A 15,980-nucleotide genomic window follows, 5' to 3' on the forward strand; every position below is an offset into this window, starting at 1 on the left:
GTGCCATCACGCGTCCCGCGTGCGCAGCAGGAGCCAGGCGAGGAAGAGCCCGCCGAACGTCCAGGCGCCGAGGGCGAGGTATGCGACCGGGCCGTCGAGAGCGGCGCCCTCGGGGAGGATCGCGCTCTGTGCCGCAGCGACCGGCAGGTACTCGGATGCGTCGACGACCCACGCCCACGACTCGCCCGCCATGAGGAAAAAGGTCGCGACGATCGGGAGGACGAACAGGAGTCCCACCGTCGCCGCGATCGCGCCGGCGCCCGAGCGGAGGAGGAAACCGAAGGCGACGCCGATGAGTGCGAAGACGGCCATCGCCAGCGACGCGACCAGGATCGGCAGGATCGACGCGGCGGGATCGCTCCAGTCGATGCTCTGATCACGTGCGCTCACGATCAGCGACACCGCCCCGGCAGCGACCGAGAAGACGATCAGCGAGCAGACGAACAGGAACAGGGCGACGACGAGGGCCTTCGCGAGCAGCGCCGACCCGCGGCGGGGGTTGGCGGTGAGTGTCGAACGGATCATGCCGGTGGAGTACTCGCCGGTCACGGAGATCGCGCCGAGGATGCCTGCGAGGAGCATGGAGAACTGGATCGGCATCACGACCGCCTGGATGGGTGCGAAGCCCGGGGCGTTCATCGCCTGAGCGATGAGAGCGGCGATGCCCACCGTGAGGACGGCCGTGATCGCGATCGACCACCACGTGGAGCGGAGGGTGGTGAGCTTGATCCACTCGCCACGCACCTCGCGGAGGAACGAGAGACGGTGGCCCGTATCGACGCGCTGACGCGTGAGGGCGGAAGCCTGAGCGGTCATGAGATCTCCTTGGTCCGGTACTCGACCGCGTCGCCGGTCAAGGCGAGGTAGGCGTCTTCGAGCGACCCGGTGGTCGGTGTGAGTTCGTGGAGAGGGATCCCGCGGTCGGCGGCGAGATCGCCGATGCGCGAGGCAGGCAGGCCGACGACGTCGAGGAGATCGGGTGCGGTGCTGACGATCTCGACATCGGGGCCCCCGACGGCCGCGGCGAGATCGGCGGCGCGCGGCGTGCGCACCCGCACCGTGTTGCGCGTCCAGGCGCGGACGAGCTCGTCGAGAGGAGCATCGGCGAGCACCTGACCGCGGCCCATCACGATCACATGATCGGCCGTCTGTGCCATCTCGCTCATGAGGTGGCTGGAGAGCAGCACCGTGCGTCCCTCCGAGGCGGCGTGCCGCACGAACTGACGCACCCAGCGCACGCCCTCGGGGTCGAGTCCGTTGACCGGCTCATCCAGGATCAGCGTGTGCGGGTCGCCGAGCAGCGCTGACGCGATGCCGAGGCGCTGGCCCATGCCGAGCGAGAACTTCCCCGCGCGCTTGCGGGCGACCGAACCGATGCCCGCGAGCTCGATGACCTCGTCCACGCGAGAGGCGGGGATGCCGTGGGTCGCCGCCATGGCTCGGAGGTGATTGCGGGCGGTGCGGCCCGTGTGCACGGCCTTCGCGTCGAGCAGCACGCCGACCTCGGTCAGGGGGGCGCGCAGCTTGCGGTATTCCTGTCCGGCCACCGTCGCGGTGCCCGAGGTCGGGCGGTCGAGGCCCACGATGAGGCGCATGGTCGTGGACTTGCCCGCGCCGTTGGGGCCGAGGAATCCGGTGACGGTGCCCGGCTTGACCGTGAACGACACGTCCTGGACGGCTGTCTTGTCTCCGAACCTCTTCGTGAGGCCCTCTGCTGTGATCATGCCTCCGACGCTACGGCCGGCGGTCGCTCGGTCGCGTCCTCCCGTGGTACCGAAAGCGGGATCGCCGTCCGCCGACCTGTGGCACCGGAGGACGATACCGCGACAGTCGGCGGGATGAGGCGATCAGTCGCGTGGACGGGCCGTCACGCGGGCGGCGACCTCGTCGGACGCGGCGATCGCCTCGTCGATGATCTCTCTCGTCGGCTCGGCCATCAGCCAGTCGTGGCTCAGCGATGCGGGGATGAGGAGCGGCATCCGATCGTGGATGTCGGCGAGACCGTCCGGCGCAGGACGCATGACGATCGAGTAGCAGGTGAACCACGTGCCGTCCCCGGTGCGGCCGCGTTGCGTCACCGCCGCCATGCCGAACAGTGCGCCGTCGTCGACGAGGAACTCGTGCCACACGCGCTCGGGCTTCTTCATCTCGTACCAGCTCGTGGCCGGGACCAGAGCACGGGTCTTCAGACCGCCGGGGCGGTCCTGCAAGCGCTCGGACCTCGTGTTGATCGACGGGAACTTCGAGGGCTCCCCGCCGACGAGGAATCCCCACCATGCGGGCTCGAGGATCGGTGCCGCGTCGGGCTGCACCACGATCGGATTCAGGTTGCGGAGGTTCTTGCCGGTGGGGCGCACGGTCTCGCCGGCGTTCTCATCCGCCCACGCCCGCAGACCGTCGAGCACGGCCTCGTCGGCGGCGGTCAGCAGCTCCGCATCGGTGAATCGGGGATCAAGTCCGTAGCTCGCGCACATGCCGCCAGCGTACGCCGCACCACCGACATCGGCACGGGCCGGTCTCGCGCGCTCGGGTAGGGTCGACAGGTGACCCCCGACCGCCGTCTGCCCGTCCCCGTCGCGCTCGGCGGAGCGGTCGCGATCGGCGTCATGACGGCCGTGCAGGCACGCATCAACGGAGTCCTCGGCGTCAAGGTCGACAACGGCATCGTCGCCGGACTCCTCTCGTTCTCGGTCGGACTCGCGGCCCTCGTCGTCGTGATCGTCTGCATCCCCTCCGCACGTCGAGGCGTACGGCGACTACGCGACGGCATCCGACAGCGCACGATCCCGATCTGGATGCTGCTGGGCGGCGCCTGCGGCGCCCTCACCGTCTCGACGCAGGGGGTGACGGCCGGGGTCCTCGGCGTCTCGCTCTTCACGGTCGGCGTGGTGGCGGGGCAGACTCTCCACGGTCTCGTCCTCGATCGGATCGGCTTCGGACCGGCCGGCGTGGTCGCTGTCACACCGGGGCGCGTGCTCGGCGGAGCGCTGGCGCTCGCTGCGGTGGGCATCTCGCTCAGCGGCGACGTGCTCGCGACCGCACCGCTGTGGATGCTGCTGCTGCCCTTCGCCGCCGGTGTCGGCATCGCGTGGCAGGCGGCGACGAACGGACGCCTCGCGCAGCGGGTGCAGTCACCGCTCATCGCGACGTTCATGAGTTTCGTCGCGGGCACGGTCGCCCTGCTCCTCGCCGCAGCCGTGAGCGTCGCCATCCGCGGCCTGCCCGCCGCACCGCCCGCCGAGCCCTGGCTGTACCTCGGCGGGTTCCTCGGCTTCGCCTACATCCTGCTCGGCGCCTTCATCGTCGCGCACACGGGCGTGCTGCTGATGGGTCTCGGGTCGGTGCTGGGTCAGCTCGCGGCATCCGTCGTGATCGACCTCATCTGGCCCGCAGCCGCCGGACCGGCGCTGTGGCAGATCGTCGGGATGGTCGTGGTGGCCGTCGGATCCGTGGTGGTCGCGCTGCCGCGTCGTCGCCGCTGACTACTTCTTCTCGTCGCGCTTCTTCGGCTTCGGCTTCGGCATGCGGGTGACGAGCTTGCGTGCCTCGACGGCTTTGCGCCGGCCCGGCTTCTTGCCCACCGGCTTGCCGCCGACGTACAGCCAGCCGAGCAGCTCCTCGTTCTTGTCGAGTCCGTGCGCCTTCGCGACGGCCTTGGCGCGGGTGTAGTGCCCGGTTCGCCAGATGACACCCCAGCCCGCCTCGTCGAGCAGCAGGCTCAGCACGTGGGCGACGCCGGACGCCACGGCCTCCTGCTCCCAGCGTGGCACCTTGTCGCTCTTCCGGTAGCTGGCGACCACCGCGATCAGCAGCGGCGCCCGGAGCGGCTTGGTCGACGGAGAGGAGTCGCCCTGCGCCTTCGCGATCGCGGCGCCCAGCACCTCGCGGTCGTCCCCGCGCATCTCGATGAGACGCCAGGGGCGCAGCGAGGAATGGTCGGCGACGCGCCCCGCCGCGGCGACGAGGTGCAGCAGCTCCTCGCGGGAGGGCGCCTCGGCGGTGACCTTCGACCAGGACTGACGAGAGCGGACGGCGTCGAGCGCGCTCACGACTCGTCGGGGGTGAAGTTCAGTGCGATCGAGTTCATGCAGTAGCGGTCGCCGGTCGGGGTGCCGAAACCGTCGGGGAACACGTGCCCCAGGTGCGAGCCGCAGTTCGCGCAGCGCACCTCGGTGCGGACCATGCCGAGGCTCGTGTCCTCGATCAGCTGCACCGCGTCGGGACGGATCGACTCGTAGAAGCTCGGCCAGCCGCATCCGGAGTCGAACTTCGTGCCGCTCTTGAACAGCTCGGCCCCGCAGGCGCCGCAGGTGTAGAGGCCGGCGCGGCTCTCGTCGAGCAGCTCGCCGGTCCAGGCGCGCTCGGTCGCCGCTTCACGCAGCACGGCGTACTGGTCGGCACCCAGCTCTTCGCGCCACTCGTCTTCGGTCTTGTCCACGCTGTACGACATCGGTCCTCCTGAGGGTCTTCCCCCATTCTCTCGTGTCCAGGGGGTGGCGGCGCCACGGCATGATGGTCATATGACGGATGCCGTGCGGGAGCGATACGCGCGCTTCGCCGAGCAGGAGGCCCCCGGCCGCAGCGAGCTGTACGCCGAATGGGCAGCAGGGGTGGCCGGCGATCCGGAGCTCTCCGACATCCTCGGGAGGATCCCCGAGACCCGACGGCAGCCGCCGCTCGTCTTCGCGGTCACCAGGATGCTGGGCGCCGGCACCGACCCGTTCGACACCTGGCGCGGCTTCGTGACGGCCCACGCCGACGAGATCGTGGCGGAGTGCGCCGATCGGCGGCTGCAGACGAACGAGCCGCTGCGCCTCGCCGCACTGCTCCCGGTGCTCTCCGAGATCGACGGGCCGGTCGCCCTGCTCGAGATCGGCGCGTCCGCCGGACTCTGCCTCTACCCCGACCGCTACTCCTACCGCTTCGTCGACGGGGACGGTCGCGTGCGGGCGGCACTCGACCCCGCCGACGGACCGTCGTCGGTGGTGCTGGAGAGCCGCGTCGACGGCGAGATGCCCGCGCTCCGGATGCCGCACGTGGTGTGGCGCGGCGGTGTCGACCTGGCGCCGCTCGACGCCCGCGACGCCCGCGATCGGCGCTGGCTGCGCTCACTCGTCTGGCCGGGGGAGGAGGGGCGGGAGCAGCGTGTCGAGGCCGCACTCGACATCGTCTCCGCCGGTCCGCCTGAGCTGCTGCAGGGCGACGCCCTCGAACGCCTCGACGAGCTCGTGCGGGCCGCGCCCTCCGACGCGACGCTCGTGATCACGACTCCCGGCGTGCTGGTGCACATCCCGCGTGCGACGCGGACGGCGCTCGTCGACCGCATCCGCGCCCTGCCCGCGCGCTGGGTGACGATCGATCCGCCCGCGCTGCTCGACGTCTGGGAGCCGCCCGTCGCGCACGAGGAGTGGCCGGGCTTCGTCGTCGCCCTCGACGGCCGGGTTCGGTCGGCGGCCGATCCGCTCGGACGATGGTGGGAGTGGCGCGCGGGCGACGGAGGCGAGCCGACGTAGTCTGAGCGCATGCGCGGAGAGCTCACGGAACGGGATCGTCTGATCCTCGCCCTCGAGACCGCCTGGCCCCGGCACGGGGGCGCCAAGGAAGAGGTCATCCGCGCGCAGCTCGGGATGAGCGCGGCTCGCTACTACCAGCTCCTCGGGCGGCTGATCGACTCCGAGGCCGCTCTGGAGTTCGACCCCATGCTGGTCGGACGACTGCGCCGGATCCGCGACCGCCGAGCCGTCCAGCGCTCGGCGCGCACCCCCGGATTCGTCGGCTGATCCAGACCGCGCCACGCGCTGAACGGCCGCCGACGCGGTTACGCAGCGCGGTGCCGTTAGCATCGAGGGGTGTCTAAGCCGAACCGCGATCGATTCGACGACGTCCCCCGCACCTCAGGACGCGTGGGTGCGCACCGCGCCGAAGCGCCGGGGATGAACGGCTGGATTGTCCTCCTGTGGTCCTTCGTCGCCGCCCTCGTGCTCATCATCGGCGGGATCTTCGGGTCGCTGGTCGTCATGGGGCGCATCAGCCTCTTCCCCGAGGCGGTCCCGACCGCCACCCCGACCCCCGAGGAGACGGGGGTCGTCGACACCACCTACTCGGTGCTCATCCTCAACGCGACGGCCGACGAGGGCCTCGACGACCAGATGCGCGACACCCTCATCAACACAGGGTGGTCGGCGGACGTGGTGTTCGCGAGCGACAGCACGAGCCAGGATTTCTCCACGACGACCGTCTACTACGTTGCGGACGAGGACGAGCTCGCCGCGATCGGCCTTGCGGGCGTCATCGGCGGAGCCGACGTGCAGCAGAGCGACTTCTACGCCGACATGAACGACACGGACCAGAAGCAGCTCACGGTGGTGATCGGTCTCGACCGGTCGTCCAACCCGCCGGCGGCGACCGAGACCCCGGCTCCGTAGTCCCTCCGCAGCGGCTTGCACTCGATGGGGTCGAGTGCCAGAATGGCGTTAGCACTCTCTCACTCTGAGTGCTAAACCCAACGTCTACGTCCAGGAGGGACGACAAAACTCATGGCAAAGATCATCGCTTTCGATGAGGAGGCCCGTCGCGGCCTCGAGCGCGGCCTCAACATCCTCGCCGACGCCGTCAAGGTGACGCTCGGCCCGCGCGGTCGCAACGTCGTGCTCGAGAAGAAGTGGGGCGCCCCCACGATCACGAACGACGGTGTGTCGATCGCCAAGGAGATCGAGCTGGACGACCCGTACGAGAAGATCGGCGCGGAGCTCGTCAAGGAGGTCGCCAAGAAGACCGACGACGTCGCCGGTGACGGTACCACCACCGCGACCGTCCTCGCCCAGGCGCTCGTCCGCGAGGGCCTGCGCAACGTCGCAGCCGGTTCCGACCCCATCTCGCTCAAGCGCGGCATCGAGAAGGCCGTCGCGGCCATCACCGAGGAGCTGCTCGCCAGCGCGAAGGAGATCGACTCCAAGGAGCAGATCGCCGCGACCGCATCGATCTCGGCCGCTGACCCTGCCATCGGCGAGCTCATCGCCGAGGCGATCGACAAGGTCGGCAAGGAAGGCGTCGTCACGGTCGAGGAGTCGCAGACCTTCGGCACCGAGCTCGAGCTCACCGAGGGCATGCGCTTCGACAAGGGCTACCTGAACCCGTACTTCGTCACGGACCCGGAGCGCCAGGAGGCGGTCTTCGAGGACCCGTACATCCTCATCGCGAACCAGAAGATCTCGAACATCAAGGACCTTCTGCCCATCGTCGACAAGGTGATCCAGGACGGCAAGGAGCTCGTCATCATCGCCGAGGACGTCGAGGGCGAGGCTCTCGCGACCCTCGTGCTCAACAAGCTCAAGGGCATCTTCAAGTCGGTCGCCGTCAAGGCTCCCGGCTTCGGCGACCGCCGCAAGGCCCAGCTGCAGGACATCGCGATCCTCACGGGCGGCCAGGTCATCACCGAAGAGGTGGGCCTGAAGCTCGAGAACGCCACGCTCGACCTGCTCGGCCGTGCGCGCAAGGTCATCGTCACCAAGGACGAGACCACGATCGTCGAGGGTGCCGGCGAGGCCGACCAGATCGAGGGTCGCGTCACGCAGATCCGTCGTGAGATCGAGAACACCGACAGCGACTACGACCGTGAGAAGCTGCAGGAGCGCCTCGCGAAGCTCGCCGGTGGCGTCGCCGTCATCAAGGCGGGTGCCGCGACCGAGGTCGAGCTCAAGGAGCGCAAGCACCGCATCGAGGACGCCGTCCGCAACGCGAAGGCAGCCGTCGAAGAGGGCATCGTCCCCGGCGGTGGCGTCGCTCTCATCCAGTCGGGTACCAAGGCCCTCGACGCTCTCACGCTCTCGGGCGACGAGGCGACCGGCGCGAACATCGTCCGCGTCGCGATCGAGGCTCCGCTCAAGCAGATCGCGCTGAACGCCGGTCTCGAGCCCGGTGTCGTCGCGAACAAGGTCTCCGAGCTCCCTGCAGGTCAGGGCCTCAACGCCGCGACCGGCGAGTACGGCGACATGTTCGCACAGGGCATCATCGACCCGGCCAAGGTGACCCGCTCGGCTCTGCAGAACGCAGCGTCGATCGCCGGTCTGTTCCTGACGACCGAGGCCGTCGTGGCCGACAAGCCCGAGAAGGTCTCGGCTCCGGCCGGCGACCCGACGGGTGGCATGGACTTCTGATCCGGACGCACTGAAAGAGACGCCCCGGCCTCACGGTCGGGGCGTCTCTTTTCGTTCATAGAGGCGGTCAGCGGAACAGACTCGCCGAGAAGTGATCAGCCTCGGCGTACTGGGCGGCGGCGCTGCCCAGCGAGTGCCCGATGGATTCGAGCGTGTGCTCGAGGCCGATCTGGGCTCCTCGCCACTGCTCCACGCAGGACTGGAAAGCATTCGACGCGTTCCCGACCCATGACGACTGCAGCTGTGTGAGCTGGCTCATGAGTGTGGCGGCCTCGACGTGCAGACGCTCCATGGTGGCGAGCGCAGCCGTGTGGGCCGCACCCACGGCCTCGGTGTCGACGGTGATGACGGACATGGAATCTCCTCTCGATGGGATTCCGACGATAGGAGCGCAACGCACGCGGCATCCGGCGTCCGGCGCGCCGACCAGCCGCGCTGTGCACAATCCGCGCACCGGCCCCGCGGTGCAGGAGCGGTCAGAGGGCGAGCGGGTCGATCGGCTGCGTGTCCTCGAGCAGGTGCGCCGGCGTCGCGCGCGAGGGGGCCAGCGGCAGAGTGATCGTGAAGGTCGCTCCACCGCCCGGCGTCTCCGACACGGCGACACCGCCGCGGAGCGCCTTCATGATCGACGCGACGATCGCCAGTCCGAGACCGGACCCGCCCGTCTCCCGAGCGCGCGAGGTGTCGGCCCGCCAGAACCGCTCGAAGATCTGATCACGGATCTGCGGGGGAATGCCCTCTCCGTGATCGACGATCGAGATGCTCCCGGTTCCGCGCACGCGGTCCGCGTCGACGACGATCTCGAGCGGGCTGTCGGCAGGCGAGAACCGCCGCGCGTTACCGAGCAGGTTCGTCACGACCTGCCGCACCTTGTTCTCCTCGCCCAACACGATCGGGGGCGTGCGGACCGGCACGTCCGTGGCCTCCGTGAAGTCGATCCCGGCGACCTGGGGGACGGCGGAGGTGCGCGGCCGTCGGCGCAGGCGTCCGAGCGTGGCGCGGGAGAGACCACCGCGCGGTGCGGGAGTCTGTGGCTCGGGGACGACCGGCGTCGACCGCGTCGTGACGTCGATGAGCGGCGCGTCCACCGTGCGGTCGACCACGGTGACCGTGCGGCCAGGAGCGGCAGCGCGGAGATCCAGGGCGGCATCGCGCGCGATCGGGCGCAGATCGAGCGCCTCGATCTCGGGCTCGCGCTCCTCGTCAAGACGGGCAAGGGCCAGAAGGTCCTCGACCAGCACGCCCATACGGATGGCCTCCTTCTCGATGCGCTCCATGGCGCGAGCCGTGTCCTCCTCGCCCTTGATCGCGCCCATGCGGTACAGCTCGGCGTAGCCGCGCACGCTCACGAGGGGCGTGCGCAGCTCGTGGCTGGCGTCGCCGATGAAGCGCCGCATGTGCTGCACGGTGCGGTCCCGCTGGGCGAGCGACCCGTCGACGCGGTCGAGCATCGTATTGATCGCCGTGTTGAGACGCCCGACCTCGGTGGTCGGCTCGAGGTCGGTCAGGCGTTGGCTGAAGTCGCCCTTCGCGATGGACATGGCGGTCGACTCGACCTGGCCCAGGCGACGGAAGGTCAGCGTCACGAGCCCCCGGGTGAGGAGCGCCGCGATGAGGATCGTCACGAGCGCGACGGTGATGTAGATGCCGAAGAACTGGCTGATGATGCGGTCGGCGTAGTCCAGGGGCATCGCCACCATCTGGATCCGCAGCGCACCGTCGCCGTCGCCCGGGAGCAGTGCGACGGCCGCGCGGAAGTCCTCGCCCTTCGTGCCGCCGAGAGGGAACACCCCGTCGCCGGCGTTCTGCGCGTCCAGCAGCGTGTACGTCGAGGGGAAGAGGGGCTTTCCGCCGTTCCCGGACGTCCCGGTCGTGGTCTGCAGTACCCCCTCGCCGTCGTAGATCGCGACGAAGAAATCCCTGGGGGATTCACGAGGGGTGTAGACGGTCTTGCCGTCTTCGATCGACATGTCGAAGTAGCGGGGCGCGAGGTCGGCCGAGACCAGCGCGGGAAGCTGCGCCTCGATGTTCCCGACGAGCGAGTTGCGCAGGATGGGGACCGTGCCGATCCCGGCGAGCAGGAGACCGAGCGCGAGCACCGCGACCGTGACGCCTGTGACCTTCGCGCGCAGGCTGATGGCCCGCCACCAGCGGGTGACCGCGTCAGGCTTGTGCGCCATGCGGCCCTCCCTCCGGTCGTGGTGCGCGCGTCGTCGGCGCCAGGGCGACGACTACTTGCCGACCTTCAGCATGTAGCCGAAGCCGCGCTTGGTCTGGATGACCGATTCCTCGGTGTGCGGGTCGATCTTGCGACGGAGGTACGAGATGTAGCTCTCCACGATGCCGGCGTCGCCGTTGAAGTCGTACTCCCACACGTGGTCGAGGATCTGCGCCTTCGACAGAACCCGGTTCGGGTTGAGCATGAGGTAGCGCAGCAGCTTGAACTCGGTCGGGCTGAGCTCGATCGGCTCCTTGCCGACGTGCACGTCGTGCGTGTCCTGATCCATCGACAGCTCGCCGGCGCGGATGATCGACTCCTCGTCGGCTTGCATCGTGCGGCGCAGGATCGCCTGCGCGCGGGCGACGATCTCGTCGAGGCTGAACGGCTTCGTGACATAGTCGTCGCCTCCGGCGTTGAGGCCCTCGATCTTGTCGTCGGTGCCGTCCTTCGCGGTGAGGAACAGGATCGGGGCGGTGAAACCCGCGCCCCGCAGGCGCTTGGTGACGCTGAAGCCGTTCATGTCGGGCAGCATGACGTCGAGGATGATGAGGTCCGGCTCCTCTTCCAGCACCGCCGAGATCGTCGCGGCGCCGTTGGCGACCGTCTTGACCTGGAACCCGGCGAAGCTGAGTCCCGTCGAGAGGAGGTCGCGGATGTTGGGTTCGTCGTCGACGACCAGGATGCGCGCATCAGTCATGTCCCCATTATGGTGACTCCGACCATGCGGATGCTGATTATCCGTCGGAGCGGCGGTCACGCCGCGATCGCATCCGCATCCATGATCGTGTAGCTGTAGCCCTGCTCGGCGAGGAAGCGCTGGCGGTTCTGCGCGTAGTCCTGGTCGATCGTGTCGCGGGCGACGAGCGTGTAGAAGCTCGCGGTGTGCCCGGACTGCTTGGGTCGCAGGAGCCGCCCGAGGCGCTGAGCCTCCTCCTGCCGCGAGCCGAAGGATCCGGAGACCTGGATCGCGACGGACGCCTCGGGCAGATCGATCGAGAAGTTCGCGACCTTCGACACGACGAGCAGCTGGATCTCTCCCTCACGGAACTGCCGGTAGAGCTCCTCGCGCTCGTCGACGGGCGTCGCGCCGGTGATCTGCGGGGCGTTCAGCGCCTCGGACAGCGTGTCCAGCTGATCGAGGTACTGACCGATCACGAGGATCTGCTCGTCGGGGTGCTTGGCGATGAGCTCGCGCACGGCGTCGATCTTCGCGGGGGCGGATGCCGCGAGGCGATACCGCTCGTCGTCGGTCGCCGCGGCGTACTCGAGCCGGTCGCTCGGCGGCAGATCCACACGGACCTCGTAGCAGACGGCGGGGGAGATGAACCCCTGCGCCTCGATCTGCTTCCAGGGTGCGTCGAAGCGCTTGGGACCGATGAGACTGAACACGTCGCCTTCACGGCCGTCCTCGCGCACGAGAGTCGCGGTCAGGCCGATGCGACGGCGTGCCTGCAGGTCGGCGGTGAGCTTGAACACGGGTGCCGGGAGCAGGTGCACCTCGTCGTACACGATGAGGCCCCAGTCGAGGGCGTCGAGCAGCGCGAGGTGCGCGTACTGGCCTTTCCGCTTGGCCGTGAGGATCTGATACGTCGCGATCGTGACCGGCTTGACCTCCTTGGCCTGACCGGAGTACTCGCCGATCTCCTCGGGGGTGAGGCTGGTGCGCTTCAGCAGCTCGTCGCGCCACTGGCGTGCGGACACGGTGTTCGTGACGAGGATCAGCGTGGTGGTCTTGGTCGCGGCCATGGCGCCGGCGCCGACGATGGTCTTGCCCGCGCCACAGGGCAGCACGACGACGCCCGATCCGTCCTTCGAGAACGCGTCGACCGCATCCTGCTGGTACGGACGGATCTGCCACGTGCCCTCGTCCAGCTCGATCTCGTGCGGAGTGCCGGGGGTGTAGCCCGCGAGGTCTTCGGCCGGCCAGCCGATCTTCAGCAGCTCCTGCTTGATCTGGCCGCGCGCCCACGCGTCGACCACGTAGGTGTCGGGGCTCGGGTGGCCGATCAGCAGCGGCTGGATGCGCTTGTTGTTCGCGACCTGGGCGAGCACGGCGGGGTCGGTCGAGCGGAGGATCAGCGTCCCGTCGTCGTCGCGCTCGATCACGAGGCGTCCGTAGCGGTTGACCGTCTCGCGCAGGTCGACGGCGACGGAGGGCGGCACCGGGAAGCGCGACCACCGGTCAAGGGTCTCGAGCATGTCCTCGGCGCTGTGTCCTGCTGCCCGGGCGTTCCAGAGCCCGAGACGGGTGATCCGGTAGGTGTGGATGTGCTCGGGAGCGCGTTCGAGTTCGGCGAAGATCGCCAACTCGTGGCGGGCGCTCTCGGCATCCACGTGGGCGACCTCGAGCAGCACGGTGCGATCGCTCTGCACGATCAGGGGGCCATCAGACATAGCTGTCCAGTTTACTGGGCGATCACGGTCGCGGCGCGGATGCTCGACACCGGCAGCGTGCGTTCGACGTCCGCCGCCTTGTCGCGCCCGCGCAGCCGCCCGCCGCCGAGACCGGTGGCCTCCAGCAGGAGCTCACGCGTGCTGCCGTCCGGCATCCCCACGGTCACCTGGAGCACGGCCTTCGCGCGCACCGCTGCCTCCAGCTCTCGGTCCAGCCAGGCGGCGTCGGCATCCGGCCCCTGGTGCGACCGCAGCGCAGCGATGAGTGTCGAATAGTCGGGGGCGTCATCGTCCGGGGCGGGCACCGCTGCGTGCCGCTCCCCGGTCAGCACGGTGCCGTCTTCGCCGACCAGGGTCGCGGGGTAACGGGCGTCGCTGAGAGCCCAGTAGACGGTGTCTCGCCCGACGCGGGTCGTGAGGGATTCGACGTGCTTCGCGAGTGCCAGCGGGCGCAGAGCCTGGTCGACGCCGATCGCCTCGATGAGGTGCGGGTCGGAGCTCTCGATCCGCGTGCGTCCGGTCTCGGAGTCCGTCGACACGCGGACGAGTCCGTGCCGCTGGGCGGTCTGGGCGACGAGATAGCGGAGCGGCTGCGGGATGCCGGTGAGCGAGATGCTCTCGAGGAAGTCGACGAGCGACTCCTCGGTCTCCCCGGCCACGAGGGCCCGCGCGACGGACTCCGGCGTGAACCGGTACGTCGACGCCTGCGCTGCGGACTCGCGCGTCGCGACCGTGCGCAGCCGTACGTCGAGAGCGGGGGCGAGCGGCCCGGGAGAGATCGCACTGAGGTCGTTCTGGAGGAAGATCCGATCGACCTCGGCGGGCAGCAGCGTCGTGAGGGCGGCGGGATCGGCATCGAGCCCGTCGCGCAGGGGAGCCGCCCAGGCGGGCTCTGTCCCGTCGTCGGCGACGAGACCGAGCAGCCGCGCGCGGTCGCTCAGCACCGTGCTGCGCTCGGGCCAGGCGGGATCCCACGGGTGGGCCTGCGCCCAGGCCGAGAGCGGGATCCACCCGCCCTCGTCGGAGCGGACACCGCGGGGGAGCGCATCGCGGAACGCGCGGGCGAGCTCGCTCCACCGCTGCGAGACGGAGGAGCGGAGCCAGACGTCGGCTCCCCCCGTGGTGTGCAGCCGCCGATCCCCGACCGCGACGAGCCCCGCGGTGGACGCGATCGCCACGAGGTCGTCGACGGCATCGGTCGCCACGCCGGACTCGGTCAGCTGCCGCTTCTCGCCCGCGCTGAGCATGCCGCCCGCGAGCAGGGCGAACGGCCGGTCCTTGGCCGCGAGCAGCAGGTCGGCGATCGCGGCGACGGTGGTGAACGCACGCTCCGCGGCGTGCGCTGCCGCACTGTCTCCGGCCGTCGCCTGGTGTTCCGATGCGGGTGCGGAGGGAGCGGGGCGTTCCGAGACGGCTGCGGCGACGGGCGGAACGACCCCGCCGTCGGGGCGCACCAGCGCGAGGCGCTGCAGGGCGTGCAGGTCGGCGGAATCGGCGACCTCCTCTCCCGCGGCGATCCGGCGAAGGGTCGTCGCCTCCGAGAGCGTGAGACGGGGGAGGGCCTTGGCGAGCGACGACGGCTCGAGGAGAGCCTCGGCAGCGTCGAAGAAGTCCTGCCATCCGATGTCGGAACGCACCCCGCGCGCCGCGAACAGCTCGGCCAGGTCGGCATCGCTCATCGCGGCCAGGTGTTCGGCCAGCGGTCGGGCGTGCGTGCTCATGCCTGGTGCCTCAGGGCCGCGATTCCGCGCGACCCTTCCGGATGAAACTCATGGCCAGCAGCACGATGATCATCACGAACGCCGCGGGCAGGCCCCAGTAGGGGATCGCCGCGACGACCGGCCACACGCCGGAGCCGAAGTCCTCCTGCTGCATGCCGGTCGCTGTGCCGATGATGATCGCGAAGAAGCAGACGATCGATGCCGCGGCGAGCCCCAGCGCGGCGAACGCGAGAATGCGATCGACGCGGCGCACGGGCACGTCGGGTTCCGGACTCTGACTGCTCATCCCGCTCAGCCTAGTCGCTGAGCGGGAAACTCGGCCTCGCGCGCGGCCACTGCATTCCGTCGTGCTCCCCGCGCCCGATCCCGCTCACCGGTAGGCTGGAGACGGTCGCATCCTGCGCGGCCGTCCAGCTCCACACCGACTCAGCGAGGTTTCTCCCATGCCCACCGGCAAGGTCAGGTTCTACGACGAAGACAAGGGTTTCGGCTTCATCGCCACCGATGACGGCCAGGACGTCTTCCTGCACGCCTCCGCGATGCCCGCGGGCACGGCCGTCAAGGCCGGCGCGCGCGTCGAGTTCGGTGTCGCCGACGGCAAGCGCGGTCTGCAGGCGCTCTCGGTGCGCGTCCTCGAAGCTCCGCCGAGCCTTGCCAAGGCGAAGCGCAAGCCCGCCGACGACATGGCGATCATCATCGAAGACCTCGTGAAGCTCCTCGACGGCATCGGCGGCGACCTGCGTCGTGGCCGCTACCCGTCGTCCGGTCACGGCCGCAAGATCGCGGCTGTCCTCCGCAAGGTAGCCGATGACCTCGAAGCCTGACGCCGACGAGCGCCTGCTCGACGCGCACGACCTCGCACTCGCGGCGCTGCGTGAGATCACGCCCGCGTCGACGATCGGACCCGCGGCCGGCTACCTCCTGGAGGATGACGGCTCGGTCTCGCTGCGCTTCGAGAACCGGCTGGCCGGCTACCCCGGGTGGTACTGGACGGTGACCGTCGCACGTGTCGACGACGAGGAGCCGACGGTGCTCGAGACCGAACTGCTGCCCGGCGACGGCGCGCTCCTCGCGCCCGAGTGGGTGCCGTGGGCCGAGCGACTGGCCGAGTACCGCGCGCACCAGGCCGAGCTGGCCGAGCAGGCCGCGGCTGCGGCTGCCGAGCAGAGCGACGCCGACGCCAGCGCCGAGAGCGATGCCGAGGACGATGACGACCTCGACGACGTCGACGAAGACGAGGACGAGGACCTCGAGGACGACTCCGACGAGGACGACTCCGACGAGGACGACGACCTCGATGACGACGATGAAGACGACGACCTCGATGACGACGAGCTGACCAGCGAACCGCGGCCCGTGCACGGTGGCGACCTCGACGGCGTCGACATCGACGAGCTCGACGACTCCGACGAGCTCGACGACTCCGACGAGCTCGACGACTCCGACGACTCCGACGACTCTGACGAGTCCGACGACGACGACTCGGAC

At 69.8% G+C, this 15,980-nt stretch carries 18 protein-coding genes; 7 read left to right on the forward strand and 11 right to left on the reverse strand.

The features are described 5' to 3' along the window. Positions 1-6: 6 nt before the first annotated feature. The 3 genes from RAC69_RS07070 to RAC69_RS07080 form a co-directional block, all read right to left on the reverse strand. Positions 7-816 carry an ABC transporter permease gene (locus RAC69_RS07070; protein ID WP_375086110.1) on the reverse strand — a complete coding sequence of 270 codons (810 nt, stop codon included), beginning with the start codon at positions 814-816 and terminating at the stop codon, positions 7-9. Then, complete coding sequence (locus tag RAC69_RS07075) at positions 813-1,724, reverse strand: ABC transporter ATP-binding protein (RefSeq protein WP_375086111.1); 912 nt, start codon at positions 1,722-1,724, stop codon at positions 813-815. The genes RAC69_RS07070 and RAC69_RS07075 overlap by 4 nt, the downstream gene beginning before the upstream one ends. Before the next feature lie 123 nt (positions 1,725-1,847). Further along, positions 1,848-2,474, reverse strand: coding sequence for an SOS response-associated peptidase family protein (locus RAC69_RS07080; protein ID WP_375086113.1), 627 nt, complete (start codon positions 2,472-2,474; stop codon positions 1,848-1,850). Between the two features lie 69 nt (positions 2,475-2,543). Here RAC69_RS07080 and RAC69_RS07085 point away from each other — a divergent pair, with 69 nt between their 5' ends. Next, positions 2,544-3,482 (forward strand): DMT family transporter, encoded by a 939-nt coding sequence (locus RAC69_RS07085; protein ID WP_375086114.1) that lies wholly within the window; start codon positions 2,544-2,546, stop codon positions 3,480-3,482. Here RAC69_RS07085 and RAC69_RS07090 read toward each other — a convergent pair whose 3' ends face one another. Continuing rightward, positions 3,483-4,049, reverse strand: a complete 567-nt coding sequence (locus tag RAC69_RS07090; RefSeq protein ID WP_375086115.1) for a nitroreductase family protein — start codon at positions 4,047-4,049, stop codon at positions 3,483-3,485. It lies immediately after the preceding gene. After that, positions 4,046-4,450 (reverse strand): peptide-methionine (R)-S-oxide reductase MsrB, encoded by a 405-nt coding sequence (gene msrB / locus RAC69_RS07095; protein ID WP_341933769.1) that lies wholly within the window; start codon positions 4,448-4,450, stop codon positions 4,046-4,048. The genes RAC69_RS07090 and msrB overlap by 4 nt, the downstream gene beginning before the upstream one ends. Before the next feature lie 70 nt (positions 4,451-4,520). On the opposite strand from msrB, the gene RAC69_RS07100 reads away from it, so the two are divergent. The 4 genes from RAC69_RS07100 (at position 4,521) to groL (ending at position 8,156) form a co-directional block, all read left to right on the forward strand. Further along, on the forward strand, positions 4,521-5,513 hold the full coding sequence (locus tag RAC69_RS07100; protein ID WP_375086118.1) for a DUF2332 domain-containing protein: 993 nt from the start codon (positions 4,521-4,523) through the stop codon (positions 5,511-5,513). Between the two features lie 9 nt (positions 5,514-5,522). Continuing rightward, positions 5,523-5,780, forward strand: a complete 258-nt coding sequence (locus RAC69_RS07105; protein WP_341933771.1) for a DUF3263 domain-containing protein — start codon at positions 5,523-5,525, stop codon at positions 5,778-5,780. Between the two features lie 69 nt (positions 5,781-5,849). Continuing rightward, positions 5,850-6,425: a LytR C-terminal domain-containing protein gene (locus tag RAC69_RS07110; protein WP_341933772.1), complete on the forward strand. Its 576-nt coding sequence runs from the start codon at positions 5,850-5,852 to the stop codon at positions 6,423-6,425. Between the two features lie 111 nt (positions 6,426-6,536). Continuing rightward, positions 6,537-8,156, forward strand: coding sequence for a chaperonin GroEL (gene groL / locus RAC69_RS07115; RefSeq protein ID WP_375086120.1), 1,620 nt, complete (start codon positions 6,537-6,539; stop codon positions 8,154-8,156). Positions 8,157-8,223: 67 nt separating this feature from the next. Here groL and RAC69_RS07120 read toward each other — a convergent pair whose 3' ends face one another. The 6 genes from RAC69_RS07120 to RAC69_RS07145 all read right to left on the reverse strand — a co-directional run bounded on the left by RAC69_RS07120 (position 8,224) and on the right by RAC69_RS07145 (position 14,778). Then, positions 8,224-8,511 (reverse strand): WXG100 family type VII secretion target, encoded by a 288-nt coding sequence (locus RAC69_RS07120; RefSeq protein ID WP_375086121.1) that lies wholly within the window; start codon positions 8,509-8,511, stop codon positions 8,224-8,226. 121 nt (positions 8,512-8,632) lie between these two features. Next, positions 8,633-10,336, reverse strand: coding sequence for a sensor histidine kinase (locus RAC69_RS07125; RefSeq protein WP_375086123.1), 1,704 nt, complete (start codon positions 10,334-10,336; stop codon positions 8,633-8,635). Positions 10,337-10,387: 51 nt separating this feature from the next. After that, complete coding sequence (locus tag RAC69_RS07130) at positions 10,388-11,074, reverse strand: response regulator transcription factor (protein WP_096714949.1); 687 nt, start codon at positions 11,072-11,074, stop codon at positions 10,388-10,390. 56 nt (positions 11,075-11,130) lie between these two features. Next, the gene (locus RAC69_RS07135; RefSeq protein WP_375086124.1) at positions 11,131-12,771 is read right to left on the reverse strand and encodes a DNA repair helicase XPB; all 1,641 of its coding nucleotides are present in this window, start codon (positions 12,769-12,771) and stop codon (positions 11,131-11,133) included. Positions 12,772-12,782: 11 nt separating this feature from the next. After that, positions 12,783-14,492, reverse strand: coding sequence for a helicase-associated domain-containing protein (locus RAC69_RS07140; RefSeq protein ID WP_375086126.1), 1,710 nt, complete (start codon positions 14,490-14,492; stop codon positions 12,783-12,785). 10 nt (positions 14,493-14,502) lie between these two features. Next, on the reverse strand, positions 14,503-14,778 hold the full coding sequence (locus tag RAC69_RS07145; RefSeq protein WP_375086128.1) for a multidrug ABC transporter ATPase: 276 nt from the start codon (positions 14,776-14,778) through the stop codon (positions 14,503-14,505). 157 nt (positions 14,779-14,935) lie between these two features. Between RAC69_RS07145 and RAC69_RS07150 the strand changes: the two genes are divergently transcribed. After that, positions 14,936-15,316, forward strand: a complete 381-nt coding sequence (locus tag RAC69_RS07150) for a cold shock domain-containing protein (RefSeq protein WP_341933779.1) — start codon at positions 14,936-14,938, stop codon at positions 15,314-15,316. After that, positions 15,300-15,980, forward strand: a 681-nt coding sequence (locus RAC69_RS07155) for a DUF3027 domain-containing protein (protein WP_375086130.1), incomplete at its 3' end; no start/stop codon positions are given. The genes RAC69_RS07150 and RAC69_RS07155, both read left to right, overlap by 17 nt.

Origin of the sequence: Microbacterium sp. LS_15 (assembly GCF_041954735.1) — a bacterium.
In the GTDB taxonomy this organism is placed as follows: domain Bacteria; phylum Actinomycetota; class Actinomycetes; order Actinomycetales; family Microbacteriaceae; genus Microbacterium.